Below are 22,273 nucleotides of genomic sequence, written 5' to 3'. Positions count from 1 at the left end.
TTTTCAAGTTCAGAACGTCAAAGGAGGAAACATAGAGCCTGAGTTAGAAGAAAGTTTTTTCAGGTTCCCCTTTGAGTTGCTGCTCTAGCCATGCTTGGCGATAGGTGAGTTCTAATTCATTGCCCGTGCGACGAAAAATTTGTGCCTGCTGCAAGAGAAAGGCTTGAAAGAGCCGCTGAAAGGCAAGAGCAATAATTGCCACCACCAAACCAAAGGCAGTACTGATTAAGGCTTCACTAATCCCTAGACCCACACCTATCGTTGCTGGTGTGCCAATGTCTCCCAAGCGAATGGAACTGAGGGCATTAATCAGACCTAATACCGTTCCTAGCAAACCCAACAGCGGCGCCATGGTAATTGTTGCCTCCAATACCTTTTCTCCCCGTCGCATAGCACTCAGTTCTTCATCGGCAGCGGCTTCTAGGGCAAGGCGAAAGATTTCTGGGTTTGTATCAATCAATTGCAAAGGGGTATAAAGGAAGCGACCGATCGGTTGATCACAGGCATTTGCTGCTAATTCGATGGCCTCTTGCCAATTGCGGCGAGCGGCATCCAGAATCTGCTCGGCCAGTTTTGTTTCTCCTCGGAGAACAATGCTCCAAAACCAAAGCCGCTCAAAAATGGTGCCTAAGGTCAAGATCGAGAGAATTAGTAGTGGCCACATGGCCAAGCCACCACGGTTAAAAACTTCAGCGATATTCACGATCAGTTCCCTGCTAGCGCATCCGACGTTTAGTATAGTCCAGCCTAGAGCCGCAATTATTTCCCAAATTCTAGCGAACTGTGCTGCCAACGGTCTTGAACCTCTGTGGTTCTGGGCCAGTCTAAACAGACGATTACATCGATGGAGTGATGCCTCGCATGAGTGTCTCCTTACCTCTATCAACGGCAATAGCCCCAACGGCTATCGTGACCCGATCTCAAGTCAACGATCCCGATCGGCGGATGATTGAGCAGTGCCTTTCCGGGCATCCGCAGGGGTTTCGGGAGCTATATCAACGACATCAGCAACGGGTGCGATCGCTCCTATTTCAGTTGTGTGGTGCCGTTGCCCTTGATGATTTAGTGCAAGAGGTTTTCCTGCGGGCATGGAAAGGACTCAAGGGTCTCAAACATGAGGCAAAGTTTTCCACATGGCTCTATCGGATTGCCTGGAACGTGGCTTGCGACTATCGCCGTCAATGGGCAACGCGCAAAGCGCGACATCAGCAATACCTGTATCAACATGAGCCACTTACCCCTGGACTAGATGTGCGGCAATTGCACTACGAGGATTTGGTGCAGCGGGGTTTAGCCACATTGCCCCTAGAATATCGCAGTGTTTTGGTCATGCATGATCTCCAAGGCTTGCCCCAAAAGGAAATTGCTGAAATTCTGCGGATTCCTGTGGGTACGGTGAAATCCCGTCTCTTTCGTGCCCGCAGCACATTGCGGACTTACTTTACTGAAGCCGGAGTCAGCCTATGAAACGTGAACCCCCCCCTGCGGAGGATACAACTTTGGTGAAGTTTTTGCAGACCTATGGGGGAACGCCACCGCCCCCCCATCCCCATCTGGAACAGCGTATTGTCCAAGCCGCTTTGGCTCAACATCAACTGAGTCAGCGCCGCTGGCAGGTTCTCTCCCTTTTGGGAGCCGGCGCGATCGCCACCGCTGTGGGGTTCCTTAAGCCCGCAACTCAAGTGGCACAACAAACTCCCCCAGACGCAGTGGAAACCTTTATCACGACCAATTGGCAAGCGATGTTCCACGATGCCGACCCCTCTCTTTTCGAGTAATCCATCATTCCAACTTTTAATAAAGGAGAACACAGCTATGTTGAAAAAACCCCTTGCAGCACTTTTGGTATGCAGCGCCCTTAGCCCCTTGGTGGCGATCGCCACCCCAACTTTAGCTGACCCCGGTTATGGCGGGCCTCGCTGGGGAGCGAATCTGGAGAACCTCAACCTCACCCCAGAGCAACGGCAACGTTTGCAAACCGTGCGGCAACAATATCATCCTCAAATAGAACAAACCCGCAACCAACTGCGCACCGCCAAGGAAGAACTGCGGCAGATGATGGGTAGCAACGCCTCTGAGGATCAAATCCGCAGCAAACACCAACAGGTGCGCCAACTGGAAAACCAACTCGCCTCCCTCCGCTTTGAAAGCATGCTGGCCATGCGCGGCATTCTCACACCACAACAACGGCAAGCCCTCGCCACCCAGATGCAGCAGCGCCGTCAGGGCTATCGCCCCATGAAACCTCAACCGTAAGGTATTTTCTCCCTAACCCTGAAGCCAGTTGGTTGACTCACTCGTGGCGGGGCACTGATCCTGCACATTTTTTGTGGTCGAGCAGATTTAGAATCTCTGTGGCGGCGCGATCGACCACACCGGGGGTGCCCATGGCAGCTCGCATTTCCCCATAGCCTGCCTGCATGGCTAAGCGTTTTTCTGGATGATTCAGCAGATCAAGGGCAACAGCAGTAATGTTGGCAACGGTGGCTTGGCCTTGGAGCAGTTCAGGGACAATTTCTCTATTTACAAGCAAATTGGGGGGGGATACAAATTGGAGATTAAATTTTAAGAAGCGTTGATAAAGCCACAAACTCAGGGGATGGACGCGGTAGATCACCACCTGGGGCACATTCAAAAGCGCCGTTTCTAGATTCACGGTGCCGGATTTGGCGATCGCCAGATCTGCCGCTGCAAGGACCGGTAGGGAGTCTTCCGTAAGGGTGACCTGAATTGGATACTGCTTGAGAACCGCTTCAATGGCTGGGCGATACTGCTGTAGCGACAGGGGCAACCAAAACCGGGCGTGGGGATAGACTTGGGCAATATTCGTGGCAGCCCCTAAAATCAGGGGTAAAAGGGATTTGATTTCCTGCTTCCGAGAGAGGGGCAAAAGGGCGATCGCCAGCTCATCGGCTGCAATGCCCAAACTTTGACGTGCCGCTTCCCGACTGGGAGCTGCCGCAATCCGATCCAAAAGGGGATGCCCCACCCAAACCACATTGGCACCATGACGGCGATAATAGGCGGCTTCTTCAGGAAAAATGGCAATCAGGCGATCGCTGAGGGCAACAATTTGGCGAGTCGTCTTGAGACTGTGGGACCAGACCCACTCTTGGGGGGCAATATAGTAAACCATCGGCACAGAAAAGTGCTGGCGAATAAATCGTCCCATGGCCACATTGCCGCCAATGTAGTCAATCAAAACCACCAAATCGGGCGGGTGCTGTCGTAAATAGCGGCGTGCCTTGAGTTGCAGGGCAATCGTGGGCTGGATGAGGGGGAGGGCTTCCAGTAGTCCCACAGAGCCGATGCTCCCCGTGTTAAAGAGCAACTTCGCGCCCGCCGCGGCCATGCGATCGCCCCCAAGGGCAGAAATTTCTAGGGGAATCCCCCGTTCTGCCGCCAAGCGATAGAGTGCTTTCACCAGCAGGGCACCCTGCAAATCCCCGGAAACTTCCCCTGTACTAATGAACAAATGCGCCATGCTCAGCCCCGTACTGCCGCCAGCGGTTGACAGAGTTGATCCGCAAATTCCTGTTCGCTAGCGGCCATTTCCTGTACGGCGGCAGCCATAATCTCCGGGATGGAGTGGCCGGCTGCGTATTGCGCCAGCCATTGTTGGGCCGTATTCCCCTGGCGCAGGAGTTTCTTAACGGGTGCCAGAAAACAGCTAAATCCTTGGGCTTTGGCAATTGGCCAAACCTCTTCATAGAGTTCCGCTATCCAAGCGGCTGCCGTCAGTTGCCGGCGATCGCGCCAGTGGGTTAACACGGCTTCTAGGCTATTTTGGGCAGCACGCTGCTCATTTTCGTCTGCAAGTTGTGCTAGCGTTTCCTCGTCGCCCCAGCGCAGGGGATCAAGGTCAGGGGTGTCCAGCATTTGCAGGAGTCGCGCTTCAAGGAGAGCGGTAATCGCTAGGAGGGCAATGGGATCCGTCACTAAATCACAAATCCGCAGTTCAAGGCGGTTGAGATCGTAGGGCCGGCGATCGCCATTGGGACGCACAGAACTCCACAGATGCCGTACATTTTGCATTGTGCCCAGTTGAAGCTGGGCCTCTGTCCATTCAATAAAGTGGGTATGGCTGGTAAAAAGGGGCACCTGGGGCGGTGTCTTGGGAAAGATTGCCCAGCGGGTGGAGTGATAGCCCGTCACCTTGCCATCGAGAAATGGCGAAGATGCACTCAGTGCCAGAAATAGCGCTGCCTCCATGCGCACCAGCCGACAGGCACGGATTAAATCCTCTGGATGCCGCAGGCCAATGTTGATGTGGACACTGGCGGTCACCACCCGCGTGCCATAGGTTTGCTCAATGTAGGTGTGGTAGGGGTTCTGGGGGTCAGAGCGATAAAAGTGCCGGCTATCTCCAAGACTCAGGGTACTGCCGGGAACAAGGGTTAAATCCCCTAAAGATTTCAGGTAGGCTCGCAGTCGAAAGCGAGGACGCAGCAAGTCACACAGGGCTTGATCATAAAGATACACAGGGGGCGTGGTGAATTCGACATTGCGGGTATCCGGTTCCCGCACAAAGCCGGCCAAATCTTTCACAATTCGATCCGACAGCCCCACAATCTCGCCGGTGGGTTTACCCGTATAGAGTTCCACCTCAAAGCCCTTTGATAGCATGACATCCTTGTTTATTGAGTTGAGTCGGCGGGCAACCCCGCGTAGGTTGAGAATTTTCAGTTTAGCTATCTAGTCACGATACCATGCTCCCGCCCCTGTTGCTTATATGAACATTCGTGAAACCATCGCTGTGAGCATAAGAATCCGATACGATAGCTTGTGATTCAAATTACACTGGTAACTGGGAGTTTGGGGTTATGTTTGGTCAGCGCCGAGTTCAAGCAGATGTCCGTGTTGGTCGCCTTTTGGATCAATTGGGGATTCGCTACCAAGTGGATGAAGACGGCGATTACCGTGTTGTGTTTGAACTGAGCAATGGGCGATCGCAGCAAGCCTTTATTGACTCGCAAACACAGCAACTCGGCCGCTATGAAATTCGCGATGTCTGGTCAATTGGTTACATTTCCGACGGCCATTTGGATCGAGAAATCGCCAATTACCTGTTGATTGAAAATGCGACCAAGAAAATTGGTGCTTGGGAATTGCGCCCCCTTGCTGACAATAAATACATTGCTGTTTTTTGTACCAAAGTAGCGGCCGATTGTGAAGCCGAAGCTCTTTATACCAGTATTCGGATTGTTTTAGAAGTTGCTGACGAACTAGAAAAAATTCTTGAAGCCGGCGATCGCTTGTGATAACAATTTTTTTAGCATTGAGGTCAATTGATAACTAGCTCCCAACACGGTGATTGCTTGCCTTAAAACTGAAGCATTTTGTCGGGAACCACAATTTATACTATCGCAGATAACCGAGACTGTGACCAGCTCTCTGACGGGAGGGAGAACCATCACTCAACCTCTACTAAGGCTGTTTTCAAAAAGTATTTGCTGCGATCGCCCAAGGCACACGGTGTTCGGTCAGCTATTCGCAGTGGAGTCAATTGTTATAGGAAACACACCCATGTACTACGAACGCAAGCTCTTTGCCCTGCTCCACGATCCCTATCTGAAGGCGTTGTACCGCAATAAAAGTAGCAAGGGTGCATGGGAACGGGTGTCTTGCTTAAAAAAGCATACCCAAGAGTTGCAAGATTGGTGGAATAAGCACGGTGGCATCACCGCAGATCATATTGCATCGGCTAGCGATCGCCTGAGCTTTCAACAGGAGATGAGGACTCCGCCCATTCAAACAAATAACGTCACTCAGGTGGAAATCACCCACCCTATCAGCGGTGCCAAAAGTTGTTTGAACTTTTCCTGGGCAGGGAGTCTCAGCGATGAGAATTTAACTGAAATTGAAACGGACTCTTTCCTTAAAATCCCCCGCAAACCATGACCCGCTAGATTCTTGGCTTACTGCCGAGGGCTTCTAAGGCGGAGATCAAGGAAGCCTATCGTCATCTCTGCAAAGAGTGCCCCCCTGATAAGCTGCCTCCTGAGACCCCCAAAAAGGCGCGGCAGATCGTTGAAGAGCACTTCCAGCAAATTAACGAGGCCTATGCCTATCTCATGGAGCATGCGGATAAGGCAGTAGTGGAGGAAACAGACTCTGAGCGATGGGATCTAGAGGTTGAAGAATCACTGCCAATTTTTGATCCTATTTGCATGGAGGCCGTTGCCCGTCGTTTGGAAAGGGAGCGATCGCGCATTGAGCAAGAGTATCAGCAAGCGATTCGGGAGATCGAGAAGCAACAGCGACAAAAGTTGGCTGCCCATGGGCTGAGGATTGATGACTTAAAGGCTCTGGATTCTTCCCAAAAATGGGAAAAGTCATCGAGAACTTAATTTTAGGATTGATCGGGCTTGCGATGATCGGTATTGGCGGCTTGATTGGCTTTTTGACCTTTTTATGGTCCTGCTTTTGTTTTTGGGCAATGTTGGCTTGCTTGTTTATAAAAACGGTGAGTCATCGCCAATACAAATTCCTTTGTTCAGTGAAAACAGAAACTGAACTTGCAAAAAATCAGGCCTCTTGTCAGAAACGCTTAGCTACATTCGCGAACGGATGGCGTACTTCAAGCAATTGCCCTTGGAACTTCTTTCTGAAGAGTTTATTCGCCAACTGAGCGATGAGGATCAGTTCTTTCTGCTGATGGCTATCAAAGAAAGGGAAAACGCCAAGGAAGCCGAGCAATGGCAGCAGGTGGTGGAAACAGGCGTGCAGATTGCAGTGGCAGCGGGCGCTGTGCTCTTCTTGTCTAACCTATTTTTTGGTGGCTCCTCCTAAACTCCTCCTAAAGAGTTCAGACACAAGGCAGATAAACCTTGGGCAAAGGAGCGCTCCCGAAAGTTCTGTCCTTCCTAAAGTACAATGTGATACTATAGCAATCTTGGCATTATACATAGTGTTTAGGTATGCCCAAAGTTCTGGTTTCCGATCCCATTGAACAGGTGGGGCTTGATCTGCTTGCCCAAGTAGCACAAGTCGATGTCAAAATTGGCCTCTCCGAGGAAGAACTGATCAAAATCATTCCCGAATACGATGCCCTAATGATTCGATCGGGAACCAAGGTTACTAAGGCAGTCATTGAAGCAGCCAATCAATTGAAAATTATTGGTCGTGCTGGGGTGGGGGTTGATAACGTAGATGTGCCCGCTGCTACCCGCAAAGGTATTATGGTGGTCAACTCACCAGAGGGCAACACAATTGCGGCGGCGGAGCACACCTTGGCAATGATGCTCTCCCTTGCCCGCCATATCCCCGATGCAAATGCGGCGGTTAAATCCGGTCAATGGGATCGCAAACGCTTTACGGGAGTAGAAATTTACAAGAAAACCCTTGGCATTATTGGATTAGGCAAAATTGGCTCCCATGTCGCTACGGTTGCCCGTGCCATGGGCATGAAACTCCTTGCCTATGATCCTTACCTTTCGACAGAGCGAGCTGAACAACTGGGCTGCCGTCTTGTAGATCTAGATGTGCTTTTTGCGGAGTCGGATTTTATCACGCTGCACTTGCCGAAAACTCCAGAAACCCACCATCTCATCAACGCCAAAACCATTGCCAAGATGAAGCCCACGGCGCGTATTATCAACTGTGCGCGGGGCGGCATTATTGATGAGGCAGCACTGGTGGAGGCGCTTAAAGCTGGTAAACTCGCGGGGGCTGCCCTTGATGTGTTTGAAAATGAACCCCTTGAAGCGGAGTCTCCCCTGCGTACCTGCGGGATGGAGGTAATTTTAACTCCCCACCTAGGAGCCTCCACTGAAGAAGCACAGGTGAATGTGGCCATTGATGTTGCCGAACAGATCCGCGATGTGCTCTTGGGACTGCCGGCGCGATCGGCGGTAAATATTCCCGGCCTGCGTCCCGATGTCCTTGAGAAACTAGCTCCCTACATGCAGTTGGCCGAAACCCTCGGCAACTTAGTGGGACAATTGGCCGGCGGTCGCGTGGAATCTCTAGAAGTTCGTCTGCAAGGGGAACTGGCCACCAATGACAGTCAACCGATTGTAATTGCCGCTCTCAAGGGCTTGCTCTCTCCGGCGTTGCGGGAACGGGTAAACTATGTGAACGCTGGACTAGAGGCCAAGGAACGGGGAATTCGCGTTGTTGAAACCCGCGATGAATCACAGCGGGACTATGCTGGCTCCTTGACGCTGATTGCCAAAAGTCCGTCAGGAACCCGCTCTGTCTCTGGTGCGGTGCTGGCCCACAGTGAGTTGCGCATCACCAGTATTGATGATTTTCCCATTAGTGTGGCGCCCACCCGTTATATGCTGCTGACGCTGCACCGCGATATGCCCGGCATCATTGGTAAAATTGGCACCCAGTTGGGAAGCTTTAATGTCAACATTGCCAGTATGCAGGTGGGTCGCAAAATGGTGCGCGGTAATGCAGTGATGGTGATTAGCCTCGATGATCCACTCCCCGAAGGCCTCTTGGAGGAAATCCTGAAAGTGCCCGGCATTCGTGATGCCTATATCGTGAATCTGTAGGCACGGTTGTGGTACAGCGCTGGTGGGAAATTACTGTCACTTGTCAAGCTGAGGCGGAAGAGCTGGTCTATTGGCGCCTGCAATCCTTTGGCTGTCAAGGAACGGCAACCCAGCAACAGCAGGGGCGGGTATTGATTCAGGGGTATGTACCGCAGCAGCAGGTAACCCTACTGGACATCGCTGCTTTGGGGGTTTGGATTGAGCAGGATGTGGTGGCACAGGGCTACCTCTCACCCAAACTCCACTGGCAGTTGGTCAATGAGCAGGACTGGGCCCATAGTTGGCAAGTCCACTGGCATCCGATACCGGTGGGCGATCGCCTACTCATTTGTCCTGCCTGGGAATCCCCCCCTGCAGACAACACCCGCTTGGTAATCAAGTTAGACCCCGGCATGGCCTTTGGCACCGGCACCCATGAGACCACTCAGCTCTGCCTGGAAGCCCTAGAGATGCAGTTAGATCAAACCTTTGAGCCGCTGCCCCCCACCGTGATTGCCGATATTGGCTGTGGCAGTGGCATTCTGGCGATCGCTGCCCTGCTCTTAGGCGCCGAGAAAGTTTATGCAGTTGACACCTGTGAGTTGGCAGTCACAGCTACCCAAAGAAATGCTCAACTCAACGGCCTCACCGCAGCGCAGCTAATCGTGGCTCAAGGCAGTTGGGAGAAAGTGCCGCCATTCGTAGATGGCGTTGTCTGCAACATTTTGGCAGGGGTGATTCTTGAGATTTTGCCCCACTTGGCAACCATTGTGAAACCCAAAGGCTGGGGCATCTTTAGCGGTATTCTCTTAGATCAAGCAGATCGTGTCGCAGAGCAATTGGAGCGACAGGGCTGGAGCCTAGGCAGTGTCTGGCGACGACAGGAGTGGTGCTGTCTCAATGCCCGTTTTGAAGGCCTGCCCGATCAAGTTAAACAATCTTAAGTTGCCGCCTTTGCTCTAGAGGGCATTAGAGAATAGGATGCCATAAGTTCTTGATAACAGGCCTCTAGGCGATCTAAGTTGTGATTAAGACTATAGTGCTCAAGCACCCGTTTGCGGGCTTTGTCCCCCAGCAGGCGAATCATTTCTGGATGCTGATAAAAAACGGGCAAGAGCGTTTGCAGCTGAGTTTTGACATACTGAGGATTTAAGACAATGCCTGCCCCTGTAAGAACTTCACCATCGGCACCCACATCCGTGGCCAAGCAGGCCAGACCACAGGCCATGGCCTCAAGAAGCGAAAGGGACAATCCCTCAATTTGGGAGGGGAGAATAAAGACATCACAGCCGCGTAAAATTTGCAGCCGTTGCTGATCATCAACAATTGAGCCAAGCCAGAGAATATTTTGATCAGGGCCATAGTTGGCCATCAATGAAGACATGAGGACACCGCTACCCACCATCAGCAGCTTGCACTCCGGCGGCATATCAGCGGCACACCAAGCGCGCAGGAGCGCTTCGACATTCTTTTCGATCGCCATCCGCCCCTGATAGATATAGAGGTAGCGTGCCTTAAACTCCTCTTTGGCCGTAGAGGGGCCTGGGGCATATTTGCGTGTATCCACCCCGTTGGGAATCACCCGCAGGGTTTCAGCACCTACCCCAAGACGCATCAAGAGTTCTTTTTGCGACTGAGAGAAAATAATAACTCGGTCATAGCGGGCTAAAAAGGGGGCATAGAGTTGGTAAGTCATCAAAGCTGTGCCCGCTGTTAAGGTGCGATACTTTTCGCTGTAGGCAGGATGAAATGTGGCGACAAGGGGAATATTCAACTCTTCGCAAATGTCAGGGAGAAAGAAATCGAGGGGGGAGAGGGTCAATGACGCATGGACAATGTCTGGCTTGAGTTTCCTGAGGGATTCAAACAGAACTTTGTTGGCCCGCAGAGACGGCAGAGTATAGACTTGGGATTTATAGAGACAAGGGAGCGTGACATCTGGCGTTTCACTGTCACCGTCGGCTCCCTGTTTATCCCCTTGGGCAAAGTGCAGAAAGCTCACCTGATAACCCCGCTCCAATAGCCCATTGGTAATCTCACGACTATAGGTGACATTGCCGCAGGGGGGAGATTTTTTGCCAAGCCACGCGATGTGTAGAGCCACGATAGTTTATTCCCTTACCTAAGATTAGTTTTCTATGGATATGAATGTTCTAATAGCAGCGAATAATCGCTATCCTGACATACATCCTCGGAATTCGCCAAGATTCCTGTAGGCAGACTCAGGGGAAAGGCATTCTATAGAGCAGTAGTACCCACTTGATCAATGATGCGAATCGGGCCATTGACATCGCCGCTGAGAAACTGCCGCAGGTAGGGATTGTCAGTCGTGTGAGCTTCGGCATGGGTACCCTGCCAGCAAATGCGACCTTGGTAGAGGAGAACTAGGCGATCGCCCGTGCGTTCAATCGTACTGTTTTGGTGAGTCACAACAACATAGGCATGGCCAGTTTTTTCCCGTAGATCACGAATTAAATCCTCAATCACGGTCGAGGCAATGGGATCTAACCCTGCTGTTGGCTCATCGTAAAGCAGGAGGTAGGGATCGTCATCGGGATCCTCTGGATTAGCGACAATGGCACGGGCAAAGCTCACTCGCTTGCGCATTCCCCCAGACAACTGGGCTGGGTAAAGGTCTTCTACACCGGCGAGGCCGACCATCGCTAATTTTTCACTGACAATTTCGCGAATTCGTGCCTCGGGCAAACGGGTGTGTTGATACAAGTAAAAGCCAACATTCTCAGCAACTGTCAGGGAGTCAAATAGGGCAGATTGCTGGAAAACCATGCTCATGCGCAACCGGCACAGGCCATCCTGGCGCAACCCTTGACGGCGTTCACCTGCCACATAGACATCGCCTTTATCGGGGGCAAGTAATCCCGCAATAATTCGCAGAAGTGTTGACTTGCCAGTGCCAGAAGGACCAAGGATAACCAGGGCATCTTGGGGATAAATAGCCAAATCTACATTATTGAGAACCTGCTTATTACCGAAAGCTTTGCAGACACCCCGCAACTCCACCAGTGGTTTGGTCATCTGCCGCCTCCCCTAGCCAAAGGCTTCTGATTGCAAATCTGCGATCGCTTGCAATCCCCGCGCATCCCCCAGCTTCAAGAGGGCTGCTTTGGCATCTTCCTGAACACCCATATCACTGTCCTGCAGCGCAGCAATCAGTTGATCAACGGCCTGGGTGTACAGAGGCCCGAAAGGGATTTTGCGACAGGCATGACCCAAGGCCCAAGCACAGTTGCTGCGCACCGCCGCGATCGCATCCTGAGCCAGAGCCAAGGCAAGGGCAGGAATCGCAACCGTCGCCGCCTCTTCCCTGGCTTCGGCAACTTGACCCAAGGAACTGGCCGCCCACAGGCGCACGGCAGAAATATCGGTCTGCAGGGCATGAATCAAAGGATCAAGGGTGCGCCGATAAATTTCTGGTAAGGGAAAGCGGACGCCACAGTTGCCCAACGCCCAAACAATGCCTTTGCGGACATAGCCATTCCAGTCCCGCTCCAGTTGCTGAATGAGGGCATCCACTGCCGCCAAACTGGGGTTGCGGCCCAGGGCATAGGCAGCACTGACACGAACCAGGGGACAGGGTTCTTGCAACAGATGAATGAGATAGGGTGTGGCGCGTTCATCCTGCAATTCACAAAAGGCGCGCGCCGCCAACATCCGCTCCGTCACATTAGCGGAGGTCAGCAGGGGCAACATGGCTTCGGGATCGGGGCGATCGCTCTCCTCACTCGGTAGAGCCGCTAGGGCATCTTCTGAGGTGTCGAGAAGGGGGAAATCATTGTCATCCATACTGTTTAATCTACAGGATGCTTGGAATCCCGACTAGAGCGCACTGTTGACTTCACCGCGAAAGCCATAGATTTGGTGACTGCCGTTAAAGGCCGCCAGTTGTACCACTCGCTCCTCCCCCAACTCAAAGCGAATGGCCGGGCTAGCGGGAATATCTCAACCCCTCCCTCGCGCCTGGTGGCGATCAAACTGGAGAGCAGGATTGACTGCGTAAAAGTGATGGTGCGACCCCACCGAATTGGGCGATCGCCCCTCTTGACTACCCTTAAAGTCGCTGTTAACCGGCCATGAGTTAATTGTGCCATCCATCTGCGGGAATGAGTTCAGCGGGCATCATGGCAGCGTCTCAGCCAATCTCTGCAAGGTATCTCCATCCTAGGGGTAGAGGCGTACCCGCTGCCAGTGGTCTCCTTGGCGACGATAGCACAGGCGATCGTGGAGGCGATTGGGTCGTCCTTGCCAAAATTCAATCAGGGTGGGTAGAACGCGATAGCCACCCCAATGCTCTGGTCGGGGCACATGTTCACCGTAGCGGGCTTCCACTTCTGCTAGGCGAGCTTCCAGTTCGGCGTAGGATTCTAAAATCTCACTCTGCTGAGATGCCCATGCCCCCCAACGGTGCCCCAGAGGGCGACTCTGGAAATAGGCATCGGACTCCGCTGCACTGATTTGCTCGACATTGCCCTCAATGCGCACCTGCCGTTCTAGTTCTGCCCACCAAAACACAAGGGCGGCCTTGGGATGGGCTGCCAATTCTCGACCCTTGCGACTGCGATAGTTTGTGAAAAAAACAAACCCGCGCTCATCCACTTCTTTGAGCAATACCAGTCGCGCGGCGGGCATACCATCGAGGCCAACGGTGGCCAGTGTCATTGCATTGGGTTCCGGCAATTCGGCGTTGACGGCCTCGGTAAACCAGAGGCGAAACTGTTGGATTGGATCTTCAGCCGCCTCACTTTCTAGGAGACGTTGACGACGGTAATCACGGCGCAGATCGGCAATGCTGGTCATGGGTTTTCTTCGGACTCATTTGTGGGAGTTTCTTCACTGATCCTAGAGGATTCCACGGGCGATCGCCCCCATAGAGTACGGAAAAAATAGCTCAGCAGTAAAAAAATCAAACCAAACCCCACAAAGAGGAGCACTCGCCCCACGGGCGCAAGATTGATGAGATCAAAGAAAAAAAGGCGAGTTAGTGCAATGATTAGGGTTATCAAAGCCACCGTGCGCAGCGCTGATGTATCTCGTCGCAGCCCACAGATCAGCAGTCCCACCCCAAAGAGTCCCCAGACAAGGGTCGTTGCCCCTGTACCAAAGGGCGCCAGTTCATGTTCAATCCAAACCATCGTTACCCCATAGCCCAATGTCCAATAAACCGGGCGGGTGGGTGGGGGCAAAAAACGAATACTGCTGACGGCAGCAATTAGAACCACCAGGTGGGTAAAAAAAGCGAGATTCAACAGCGGCGGGCGATCGGCAGTGGTGAAAAGCAGTTGACCCACCCAGCCAAAAGTCAGCAGTCCCCACCAAAGATGGGCAATCATCCGCAGGGTTGGCGAGGAATAGTGTTGGCTGAGGTAGTGCAAAACCAGACCCTCGATCGCTAGGGGTGCGAGGATAAAACGATCGTTGTAGTGGCGAATAACAATGCCAAAGGCAACCAGCACCAGCCCCGTCAAGCTATAGACCCAGCGCCAAGGTTGCGGCAGGCGTCGCCAGAGCAGACTGGTTCCAAGGTAGAGACCACCAAAGACGATAAACATGCGAGCCGTTACCGTTGCCGACCACCCCCAAAGCAAAGCACTTAAGCCGAGGGCAATGAGCGGGTTAAAAAGAGCAATCGTTTGACCATAACCAGCGGGTACAGGGGAAGTCTGCTGCAAGCGATCGCGCCACTGATACCAAGGGGGCAATACCGAAAAGCCTAGCCAAGTCAGCGCCAGAATTACTTGCAACGCCCCAGCTCGATCCACCCGGTCAATGGTTACAGACACCATTAACATCAGCCATCCCAACCAAAAGGCTGATAGCAGGAGCGATCGCCACCCCTTCACCCCATAAATTGCCCAACTGCCCAAGAGAATTAAAAAGGTATAACTGGCCAATGCCAAAGGACGACTAATACCCGTGTTGTAGAGGAGCAAGGGAGTAGCTAGGCCGCCAACAACCCCAATCACTGCAAAAATGGCTCGATTTTGGTGCAACGATATAAAAAATGCCCCTAGGGTAACTGCCACCATCAATGGGAACGCCACGCCCCAAGGCATCACCATGAAAAACTGATAGGCAGCAAAGATAGTTAGGTAATAGGTTGCAAGGCCACCCCCCTGCAAAAACTGGCTAAAAATGGCTCGCCGCTGCAACCGCCAACCCAACCCCATTAGCACAGTACCGATGAGAAAGCCCATAGCCACAAGAGCCGCATCCGTAATCCAGCCCAATTCAACGGCGTACCGAAAGAGAAAGCCAATCCCCAACAGCAGTAGGCCAATGCCAAGACGGTTAAGCCACAGCTCCCAGTTGTGCAGCCAGTCCGCTCGGGAAGGCGTCACGGAGCCTAACGGGGATTCAAGAGCTGGGAGTTGGGGTTCAGTCCCAGGGGCGGGCGCGGCCACTTCCGCGGGCTGAGTGGCTTCAGTTGAACGTTCTGGGACGCCAGAAGAGGAAAGGTCTTCACGGAGAATAGCGGTTTGCAGAATCTCCAGCGATCGCTGGAGGGCAGCCACAGCGGCTTCTAAGTTTTCAAGACGATGCCGCAAATCATCCCTGTCTTCCATAGTCTGGCTCCCCACGGGCTATATCCCCGTTCTATGCGCTAAAGAGGAGAGTAATTTCTTGGGCAATGCATCTTATTAAGTTTATTAATTAAGTGTCTAGCGGAACATCCCAAAAGGGATAGAACGGGAAACAAAATCGGGTCAAAAATCGTCCTAGGGCGCATAGAAAAGGTCGCAAAAAGCAAATTTTATCTTTTAGAGAAATTTTTATTCTCGGTGATCTGAATCACAAAAATGTTTAGAAATTAAAAATAGCTTATTAAGGGTTTATAAAACTTTCTTATTTTCTTTCATTAACTCTAAATTCCGTCAATGTGCCAGTCTGCATAGGTTTCACTGCGCTCAGCGCTTTTTTATTCTCTTTCAAAATGTTTGATGTGAACAAAATGCCCCTGATGCTTGATTCTAGGCCTTCGTGGTAGGTTGAAACAGTTCCGCGATGAGAGCGAACACGGCACCAGTAGGGGTTTGCCCTGTGTGACGTTGGTGCCCTACTGTCCGGCCGTATGGATGCCCTTTTTAACGGACGCCTATGAAAAAAACGCTTTATTTGGGTCTGACAACAACCACGTTGGCTGTGTTGGGAATGCTTTCCAGTAGCCGTGCAACCACGACTGCACCAGCTATGGAGTCAGCTTCAGATACCGCCTCGACCGTTGTTGCCACCAAAGTGGGGGAACGCCAATCCACGGCCCCGACGACAACGCGGGCGATCGCCGGCCTCTATCGTCATCAGCAACAGGGACGGGAAGCCATTACTGTCTATCTGCGGGGGATTCCCGTGCTTACGTTCTTGGGTCAACGGGCAGCCACCCCAGAGGGAGTCAAAGTAGCTGCCGGGATGCCAGAGCAAACCACTCTCTCAGAAGCGGCACAACAGGCAACCCTTTTCACCGCTCGTCTCAATCAGCTCCACGAACAGGGTTTTGACGCCAATCTTGTGCGCGTCCGTTGGGATGCCCAACAGCAGCACTATCGCATCTACGCTAACCAAGAACCGCTGCTGACCCTGAACCATCAGGTCATGCTTCCCAAGGGGTCACCACGCAACGATGAAAACGCCCTACGCATTGCCAACCTGATCCGTCGCCAACTGGGTAATGCCCCGGCTCTCACCCGCGTCGAGGGTAGCCCAAATACCGTTGTGGCCATGGGGCCGATTCGGATGCAGTTGACCGGCCTTGCCTCATGGTATGGCCCTGGGTTTCACGGTGCCCGCACGGCTAATGGTGAGCGATTTGATCAAGATGCCCTGACGGCTGCCCATCGCACGCTGCCCTTTGGTACACGGGTGCGGGTGACCAATCTGCAAAATGGCCGCTCAGTGGTCGTGCGGATTAACGATCGCGGGCCTTTTACAGGGGGACGAGAAATTGACCTCTCGCGGGGAGCTGCCGCTGCCATTGGCCTCATTGGTGCGGGTGTCGGACCTGTCCGTATTGATGTGCTGGATTGATCCCCACCCCCCAAGGGCAAAATGATAGAATGAACGACATGCTAGGGGTGTCTGCGGCCAGAGCAGACTGAGAGCAAACCCTTAGAACCTGAACCAGGTCATGCTGGCGTAGGGAAGCTGTCTAGAGAGGATTCTATCAATGGTGCGTAGCGAATGGATTGCTGCCCGCAAGGGGCAAGACAATGTTACCCAAATGCATTATGCCCGCCAAGGGATCATCACCGAAGAAATGCACTATGTGGCACAGCGGGAGAATTTGCCTGCGGAATTGATTCGTGATGAGGTCGCCCGTGGGCGGATGATTATTCCTGCCAATATCAATCACCCCAACCTCGAGCCGATGGCAATCGGAATTGCCGCCAAGTGCAAGGTGAATGCCAATATCGGTGCCTCGCCCAACTCCTCAAACCTCGAGGAAGAATTGGCCAAACTGCGTTTAGCAGTGAAGTACGGTGCCGATACAGTGATGGATCTCTCCACGGGGGGCGGTGACCTCGATGCCATTCGCACCGCCATTATTAATGCCTCACCGGTGCCCATCGGTACGGTGCCCGTCTATCAAGCCCTTGAAAGTGTCCACGGCAGTGTTGAGCGGCTCACCCCCGACGACTTTCTGCATGTGATTGAGAAGCACGCCCAGCAAGGGGTGGACTACATGACAATTCATGCGGGAATTCTCATTGAATATCTGCCCTTGGTCAAAAACCGCATCACAGGGATTGTGTCCCGCGGTGGTGGCATTCTCGCTAAGTGGATGCTGTATCACCACAAGCAAAATCCGCTCTACACCCACTTCCGCGACATTATTGAGATCTTCAAAAAATATGATGTCTCCTTCTCCCTAGGCGACTCGCTGCGGCCGGGGTGTCTCCACGATGCCTCCGATGAGGCTCAACTGGCGGAGTTAAAAACCCTTGGTCAATTGACGCGCAAGGCTTGGGAACACGATGTGCAAGTGATGGTGGAAGGGCCTGGCCATGTGCCCATGGATCAAATTGAATTTAATGTGCGCAAGCAAATGGAAGAGTGCTCCGAAGCCCCCTTCTACGTCCTTGGACCTCTAGTGACCGATATTGCCCCTGGCTATGACCACATTAGCAGTGCCATTGGCGCCGCAATGGCAGGTTGGTACGGCGCAGCGATGCTTTGCTATGTCACCCCCAAAGAGCACCTTGGCTTACCCAATGCCGAAGATGTGCGCAATGGCCTGATTGCTTACAAAATTGCTGCTCACGCAGCGGATATTGCCCGTCACCGTCCGGGAGCGCGCGATCGCGATGATGAACTGTCGCGGGCACGCTACAACTTTGACTGGAACCGCCAGTTTGAACTCGCTCTCGATCCAGAGCGGGCGCGGGAATACCACGACGAAACGCTGCCGGCAGACATCTACAAAACGGCTGAATTCTGCTCCATGTGCGGGCCGAAGTTCTGCCCCATGCAAACCAAAGTGGATGCCGACGCCCTTGCGGAACTGGAAAAGTTCCTCGCCAAGGAAAAAGATCAAATCAGTGCCTCTGCCTAGAGCATGGCCATTGAGTTCCAAGGGGGGTTGATTGCGATCGCCCTCCTTTTTGATGTCACCAATGGCTTCCATGATGCCGCCAATGCAATTGCAACGGTGGTGGCCACCCGTGCCCTTTCCCTGCGATCAGCCCTCATCCTTGCTGCTGTGGCCAATTTTAGCGGTGCTTTCTTGAGTACGCGGGTGGCGCTAACCATTGAATCGGGGATTCTCGACAGTTCTGCCTTGGGTGAACATTGGTTTAGCGTCATTGGTGCCGCACTCCTTGGCGCCATGGGCTGGAATTTGCTCACCTGGTATTGGGGGCTGCCCAGTAGTTCTTCCCACGCCCTCATTGGTGGCTTAGTAGGGGCCGCCCTCTTTCAAGGGTCAGCGCAAATCATTTATTGGCAGGGGATTGTTCAGTCAGTACTTATTCCCATGATTGTGTCCCCCTTGGTGGCGATCGCCATTGGTTTGGGCTGCATGACCCTTGTTGAGATATGGTTGCAATGGCAGGGGGAAATTCCCGCCGAACGCTGGCAACGATTGCAGATTCTTTCGGGAATGTTGATGGCTGTTGCCCACGGTGCCAATGATGCCCAGAAAACCATGGGGGTGATTACCCTTGCCCTTGTGAGTTGGGGACAACTGTCGCCGGAGGCGGGCGTGCCCTTCTGGGTTGTCGCTGCCTGTGCCCTCGCGATCGCGATCGGTACCTATGGCGGCGGTGAGCGCATTATCCATACCACCGGTGAGAAAATTACGCCCCTAGATCCCGTGAGTGGTTGCTTAGCTAACCTCAGTGCTGCTTTGACGGTCGGTGTCGCCAGCCTGGTGGGGTTTCCCGTCAGTACCACACAAGTGGTGGTGGGTGCGATTACGGGGGCGGGGTATCGCCGTCAAGGAAAAGTGAACTGGCAAGTGTGGGCGCAAATTTTCATGGCGTGGATATTCACATTTCCGGGAGCAGCCCTGCTGGCGATCGCTATCTCTTTTTGCCTCACCCAACTTTAAGAGATCTGTGTGGGCTGCATCTGTTGCACATACTCCCGAAAGCGCTCGAGATCTGCTTGCAAGGTACTTTCCACCACACGACCCAAGAAGAGGCGATCCATGATCTGTCCCAGAATCCCTGGAATGGCATAGGCCACCGAAAGCTTGACAATGGTGCTGCCATGGCGATCGTAAAAGCGAATGGCCCCCCGGTTGGGCAGCCCATCCACTGACTCCCACTGAATAATTTGGTGCTTTACTTGGCGGCAAATGCGCGATCGCCAGCTAAAGTGCCAGTTTCCCGTGGCCAATGTCCAGCGTGATAGCGTGGGGTCTTCTTCGGTGATGACCACAGATTCAATCCACTTCATCCACAGGGGCATTTTCTCTAGATCCGACCAGAGTGCCCAGACGCGATCGACCTCCGCTGCCACCTCAACCTGAACCGTGTGCTCTAGCCAACTCATGGGTGACCTCCTGCCAAAATCGCTTGGGCGGCTTGTCGTCCGGACATCGTGGCACCCTCCATGCTGTCAATGTAGTCCTGCTGCGTATAGCTGCCCGCCAAGTAAAAGTTAGGCACGGGGGTTTTTTGGGGCGGACGATAGGGATCCATGCCGGGCGCTTCGCGATAGAGGGACTGAGCCAATTTGACGACACTGTACCATGTCATGTTCAGATGGCGCGATGAGGGAAAGAGTTCATGGACTTGACGCAGCACGTGTTGGGCAATTTCTTCATTGCTGGCTTTGATGAAGGGATCGCCGGGGGTAAGCACCACTTGCAGAAGGGAGCCTTGACCTTCGCGATAGTAGTCCGCTGGACTCGTGAGGGCGAGATCGGCAAAGCAGGAAAAATCGGCATCGGCGGTGTACAGCAGATTATCAATACCCGTTGCCGCGAGCTGCCTTTGTTTACCGGGATCTTGCAGTTCCGTCACCCAGCCATCAAACCGCAGTTGCACCGTGGCCACAGGCACTGCCTCTAGCTTAAAGATGTTGTCAAAGATGGGGTGCGATCGCCACGCTGGGGGAATCAGACGTTGAATTCCCGGCACATCACAGGCACAGAGATAGGCATCCGCCGTCACTGTTTCTAGTTCTTCGCCAAGGGGAATGACCAACCCTTCCACGTGCCAAGTTCTAGGATCCTCACCGCGAAAGAGAATTTCCTTGACCCGTCGCCGCAGATGAATCTTCGCCCCCCGCGCTTCAATATAGTTCACCAAGGGCTTGAGGAGATATTCCGCCGGTGATCCCTTGAGCATATTCAGGCGTGAGGCGGTGGTTTTAGCGGCAAACATCATAAAGATTGTCAGCATACAGCGAGCAGACATCTGCTCGGTATCAATGAAGCCTAGGGCATAGGAGATAGGGTTCCAGAGGCGCTTGAGGCTGTTTTCCGACCCCCCATGGCGGCGAAACCACTCGGCAAAGCTGACCCGATCCAAAGCGCGAATTTGGCGCATTGCCCCCTCATAATCCACCAGACCGCGCACAATGGGACTGGTGCCAAGGGCAATGGCATTAAAGAACTTATCAGCAGCAGAGAGTTGATTGGTGGTGAAGAAGGCCTTCAGACCGTTGAAGGGGGCGCCCAAGGGAAAGCGAAAGTCCAATTCCCCCACCTGGCCACCGCGATTAATAAATGTATGGGTATGTTCCTTGGGCAGAAGGTTGGCGATCGCCCCCACCTTTGTCATCAGTGCAAAGAGATTGGTGTAGTTATGGAAGAAAACGTGGAGTCCCATCTCAATGTGGTTGCCGTCGGCATCCTGCCAACTGCTGACTTTGCCTCCGACGAAAGGACGGGATTCATAGATTTCAACATTGTGACCGGCATCCACCAAATCCACTGCGGCGGCTAAGCCGGCTAATCCTGCACCAACAATGACAACCCGCATCGGTGATCCCAGAAAACTTTACAGATTTTAACATTTTTTGCCCCTCCGACGGTTTCCCCCGCGTTAAGAAACTTGGCAAAGACCCTTGCTCTCCGGAACCCTCGTCTATGATCAAAGTAACTTGCAGTTGTTGAATCGCTCACGCTCACGGTGTGCCTATGGCTACGCGTCGTGTTCTTCCCTTTCCTCTTTGGCAGTATTTGAATCAGCACCTATTTAGTCCGGGCTTTACCCTCAATCCCAAACGGTTTTGGCGGCAGTACTACAATGCCTATCTCGAGCGCTGCTGGCAGAAGGACTGTGCCTCAAAAGAAGAACCCTCCTGTTAATCGTTCCCCAGGTTCGCTAAAATAAGATAGTTCACTTTCCCGATCAAGATTAGGGACTTTTAGCTATCGTTATTTTAGCTACTCTCACCTGTTGGAAGACAGAACACTATGGTTGCTTCGCCCCCCTCTACTGATGCTGTACTAAAACGCTCGAAAATCGAAGCTCTCAAAGAACGGAGCCAACATCTGCGAGAACCTGTGGCTACAGAACTTTTGGAACCAACGAACCGGTTTAGCGAAGAGGGGGCGCAGATCCTTAAGTTCCACGGCTCCTATCAGCAGGACAATCGCGATAACCGCGTCAAAGGACAGGAAAAAGACTACCAGTTTATGCTGCGTACCCGCAGTCCGGCTGGTTATATTCCACCGCAGCTCTATTTGACGTTGGATCGCTTGGCGGATGAGTATGGCAACCGCACCCTGCGGGCAACCACACGCCAAGGATTTCAGTTACATGGCATTCTCAAGAAGAATCTGAAAGCAGCGATTGCGGCGATTGTCCGCAGTATGGGATCCACCTTGGGTGCCTGCGGTGACTTGAACCGCAACGTGATGGCACCCCCTGCCCCCTTTCGCGATCGCCCGGAATATACCCTTGCCTATGAGTATGCCCACCGCATCGCCGATCTGCTGACGCCACAAACCGGTGCCTACTACGAGATTTGGCTGGATGGTGAAAAGGTCATCTCCGCCGAAGAGCACCCCGATGTCAAGGCGGCACGCCAGCGCAATACCAACGGCACGATCTTTCCCCACAACGAAGAGCCAATCTACGGCGATCACTACATGCCGCGCAAGTTTAAGTGCTGTGTCACGGTGCCGGGGGATAACTCTGTGGATCTTTTCTCCCAAGACTTGACCCTAGTGGTGATCACGGATTCTGAGGGGAATCTGGAGGGCTTTAATATCTATGCCGGCGGTGGCTTGGGGCGCACCCACAATAAGGAAGAAACCTTTGCCCGCCTGGCGGATGAAATTGGCTTTGTGCAAGCGGCAGATGTCTATGAAGCGGTGAAGGCAA

The 22,273-nt window shown here is 53.0% G+C and carries 23 protein-coding genes, 3 pseudogenes and 1 riboswitch; of the genes and pseudogenes, 15 read left to right on the top strand and 11 right to left on the bottom strand.

What is annotated here, in order from left to right; translation table 11 throughout:
- Window positions 1-43: 43 nt before the first annotated feature.
- On the bottom strand, window positions 44-703 hold the full coding sequence (locus tag Q0711_RS04345; protein WP_298613070.1) for a MotA/TolQ/ExbB proton channel family protein: 660 nt from the start codon (window positions 701-703) through the stop codon (window positions 44-46).
- Window positions 704-861: 158 nt separating this feature from the next.
- On the opposite strand from Q0711_RS04345, the gene Q0711_RS04340 reads away from it, so the two are divergent.
- Genes Q0711_RS04340 through Q0711_RS04330 form a run of 3 tightly spaced genes read left to right on the top strand, consistent with a single transcriptional unit; the run spans window position 862 to window position 2,256 of the window.
- Window positions 862-1,467 (top strand): sigma-70 family RNA polymerase sigma factor, encoded by a 606-nt coding sequence (locus Q0711_RS04340; RefSeq protein ID WP_366142524.1) that lies wholly within the window; start codon window positions 862-864, stop codon window positions 1,465-1,467.
- Window positions 1,464-1,778: a hypothetical protein gene (locus tag Q0711_RS04335; RefSeq protein WP_298613064.1), complete on the top strand. Its 315-nt coding sequence runs from the start codon at window positions 1,464-1,466 to the stop codon at window positions 1,776-1,778. Before Q0711_RS04340 ends, Q0711_RS04335 begins: the two co-directional genes overlap by 4 nt.
- 37 nt (window positions 1,779-1,815) lie before the next feature.
- A complete protein-coding gene (locus Q0711_RS04330; protein WP_298616965.1) occupies window positions 1,816-2,256 on the top strand; it encodes a Spy/CpxP family protein refolding chaperone in 441 nt (146 codons plus the stop codon).
- Window positions 2,257-2,293: 37 nt separating this feature from the next.
- Here the strand turns inward: Q0711_RS04330 and lpxB are convergent, their stop codons facing one another.
- Window positions 2,294-3,484: a lipid-A-disaccharide synthase gene (gene lpxB, locus Q0711_RS04325; RefSeq protein ID WP_298613059.1), complete on the bottom strand. Its 1,191-nt coding sequence runs from the start codon at window positions 3,482-3,484 to the stop codon at window positions 2,294-2,296.
- Between the two features lie 2 nt (window positions 3,485-3,486).
- Complete coding sequence (gene gshA, locus Q0711_RS04320; protein ID WP_298613056.1) at window positions 3,487-4,626, bottom strand: glutamate--cysteine ligase; 1,140 nt, start codon at window positions 4,624-4,626, stop codon at window positions 3,487-3,489.
- 197 nt (window positions 4,627-4,823) lie between these two features.
- Here gshA and Q0711_RS04315 point away from each other — a divergent pair, with 197 nt between their 5' ends.
- The 7 genes and pseudogenes from Q0711_RS04315 (at window position 4,824) to prmA (ending at window position 9,427) form a co-directional block, all read left to right on the top strand.
- Window positions 4,824-5,261 carry a hypothetical protein gene (locus Q0711_RS04315; RefSeq protein ID WP_299041745.1) on the top strand — a complete coding sequence of 146 codons (438 nt, stop codon included), beginning with the start codon at window positions 4,824-4,826 and terminating at the stop codon, window positions 5,259-5,261.
- A gap of 265 nt (window positions 5,262-5,526) precedes the next feature.
- Complete coding sequence (locus Q0711_RS04310) at window positions 5,527-5,901, top strand: hypothetical protein (protein ID WP_299041742.1); 375 nt, start codon at window positions 5,527-5,529, stop codon at window positions 5,899-5,901.
- Between the two features lie 8 nt (window positions 5,902-5,909).
- Window positions 5,910-6,080: pseudogene (locus Q0711_RS11655) on the top strand (J domain-containing protein); the annotation flags it as partial.
- 90 nt (window positions 6,081-6,170) lie between these two features.
- Complete coding sequence (locus tag Q0711_RS04305; protein ID WP_299041739.1) at window positions 6,171-6,350, top strand: hypothetical protein; 180 nt, start codon at window positions 6,171-6,173, stop codon at window positions 6,348-6,350.
- A 187-nt stretch (window positions 6,351-6,537) separates the two neighbouring features.
- On the top strand, window positions 6,538-6,792 hold the full coding sequence (locus Q0711_RS04300; protein ID WP_299041737.1) for a hypothetical protein: 255 nt from the start codon (window positions 6,538-6,540) through the stop codon (window positions 6,790-6,792).
- Window positions 6,793-6,920: 128 nt separating this feature from the next.
- Complete coding sequence (serA, locus tag Q0711_RS04295; RefSeq protein WP_298613044.1) at window positions 6,921-8,504, top strand: phosphoglycerate dehydrogenase; 1,584 nt, start codon at window positions 6,921-6,923, stop codon at window positions 8,502-8,504.
- Window positions 8,505-8,512: 8 nt separating this feature from the next.
- Window positions 8,513-9,427: a 50S ribosomal protein L11 methyltransferase gene (gene prmA / locus Q0711_RS04290; RefSeq protein ID WP_298613041.1), complete on the top strand. Its 915-nt coding sequence runs from the start codon at window positions 8,513-8,515 to the stop codon at window positions 9,425-9,427.
- On the opposite strand, the gene Q0711_RS04285 is transcribed toward prmA, so the two are convergent.
- From Q0711_RS04285 to Q0711_RS04260, 6 genes and pseudogenes are all read right to left on the bottom strand, one after another.
- Window positions 9,424-10,587 (bottom strand): glycosyltransferase family 4 protein, encoded by a 1,164-nt coding sequence (locus Q0711_RS04285; protein WP_298613038.1) that lies wholly within the window; start codon window positions 10,585-10,587, stop codon window positions 9,424-9,426. The genes prmA and Q0711_RS04285 overlap by 4 nt on opposite strands.
- A 134-nt stretch (window positions 10,588-10,721) precedes the next feature.
- Window positions 10,722-11,519, bottom strand: a complete 798-nt coding sequence (locus Q0711_RS04280; RefSeq protein ID WP_298613035.1) for an ABC transporter ATP-binding protein — start codon at window positions 11,517-11,519, stop codon at window positions 10,722-10,724.
- 12 nt (window positions 11,520-11,531) lie between these two features.
- Window positions 11,532-12,287 (bottom strand): HEAT repeat domain-containing protein, encoded by a 756-nt coding sequence (locus tag Q0711_RS04275; protein ID WP_298613032.1) that lies wholly within the window; start codon window positions 12,285-12,287, stop codon window positions 11,532-11,534.
- A 33-nt stretch (window positions 12,288-12,320) separates the two neighbouring features.
- Window positions 12,321-12,624, bottom strand: a pseudogene (ureB, locus tag Q0711_RS04270) (urease subunit beta).
- Between the two features lie 38 nt (window positions 12,625-12,662).
- Window positions 12,663-13,298, bottom strand: coding sequence for a pyridoxamine 5'-phosphate oxidase (pdxH, locus tag Q0711_RS04265; RefSeq protein ID WP_298613029.1), 636 nt, complete (start codon window positions 13,296-13,298; stop codon window positions 12,663-12,665).
- Complete coding sequence (locus tag Q0711_RS04260; RefSeq protein WP_298613025.1) at window positions 13,295-15,064, bottom strand: DUF2339 domain-containing protein; 1,770 nt, start codon at window positions 15,062-15,064, stop codon at window positions 13,295-13,297. Before Q0711_RS04260 ends, pdxH begins: the two co-directional genes overlap by 4 nt.
- Window positions 15,065-15,596: 532 nt before the next feature.
- Between Q0711_RS04260 and Q0711_RS04255 the strand changes: the two genes are divergently transcribed.
- From Q0711_RS04255 to Q0711_RS04245, 3 genes are all read left to right on the top strand, one after another.
- On the top strand, window positions 15,597-16,520 hold the full coding sequence (locus Q0711_RS04255; RefSeq protein ID WP_298613022.1) for a septal ring lytic transglycosylase RlpA family protein: 924 nt from the start codon (window positions 15,597-15,599) through the stop codon (window positions 16,518-16,520).
- Window positions 16,521-16,553: 33 nt separating this feature from the next.
- Window positions 16,554-16,652: riboswitch (TPP riboswitch) on the top strand.
- A gap of 10 nt (window positions 16,653-16,662) precedes the next feature.
- A complete protein-coding gene (thiC, locus tag Q0711_RS04250) occupies window positions 16,663-18,045 on the top strand; it encodes a phosphomethylpyrimidine synthase (protein ID WP_299041775.1) in 1,383 nt (460 codons plus the stop codon).
- Between the two features lie 3 nt (window positions 18,046-18,048).
- Entirely contained in the window at window positions 18,049-19,041 is a 993-nt protein-coding gene (locus Q0711_RS04245; RefSeq protein ID WP_298613020.1) for an inorganic phosphate transporter, read from the top strand.
- Here Q0711_RS04245 and Q0711_RS04240 read toward each other — a convergent pair.
- Both Q0711_RS04240 and zds read right to left on the bottom strand, forming a co-directional pair.
- The gene (locus Q0711_RS04240; RefSeq protein WP_298613017.1) at window positions 19,038-19,487 is read right to left on the bottom strand and encodes an SRPBCC family protein; all 450 of its coding nucleotides are present in this window, start codon (window positions 19,485-19,487) and stop codon (window positions 19,038-19,040) included. The genes Q0711_RS04245 and Q0711_RS04240 overlap by 4 nt on opposite strands.
- Window positions 19,484-20,923, bottom strand: coding sequence for a 9,9'-di-cis-zeta-carotene desaturase (gene zds, locus Q0711_RS04235; RefSeq protein ID WP_298613014.1), 1,440 nt, complete (start codon window positions 20,921-20,923; stop codon window positions 19,484-19,486). Before zds ends, Q0711_RS04240 begins: the two co-directional genes overlap by 4 nt.
- 158 nt (window positions 20,924-21,081) lie before the next feature.
- Here zds and Q0711_RS04230 point away from each other — a divergent pair, with 158 nt between their 5' ends.
- Both Q0711_RS04230 and Q0711_RS04225 read left to right on the top strand, forming a co-directional pair.
- Window positions 21,082-21,252 carry a hypothetical protein gene (locus tag Q0711_RS04230; RefSeq protein ID WP_298613009.1) on the top strand — a complete coding sequence of 57 codons (171 nt, stop codon included), beginning with the start codon at window positions 21,082-21,084 and terminating at the stop codon, window positions 21,250-21,252.
- Window positions 21,253-21,360: 108 nt separating this feature from the next.
- A pseudogene (locus Q0711_RS04225) lies at window positions 21,361-22,273 on the top strand (sulfite reductase, ferredoxin dependent); the annotation flags it as partial.

It is taken from the genome of uncultured Thermosynechococcus sp. (assembly GCF_937958135.1).
In the GTDB taxonomy this organism is placed as follows: domain Bacteria; phylum Cyanobacteriota; class Cyanobacteriia; order Thermosynechococcales; family Thermosynechococcaceae; genus Thermosynechococcus.
The sequence above is the reverse complement of the archived record's forward strand: the minus strand, read 5'-3'. Positions and strand labels throughout refer to the sequence as shown.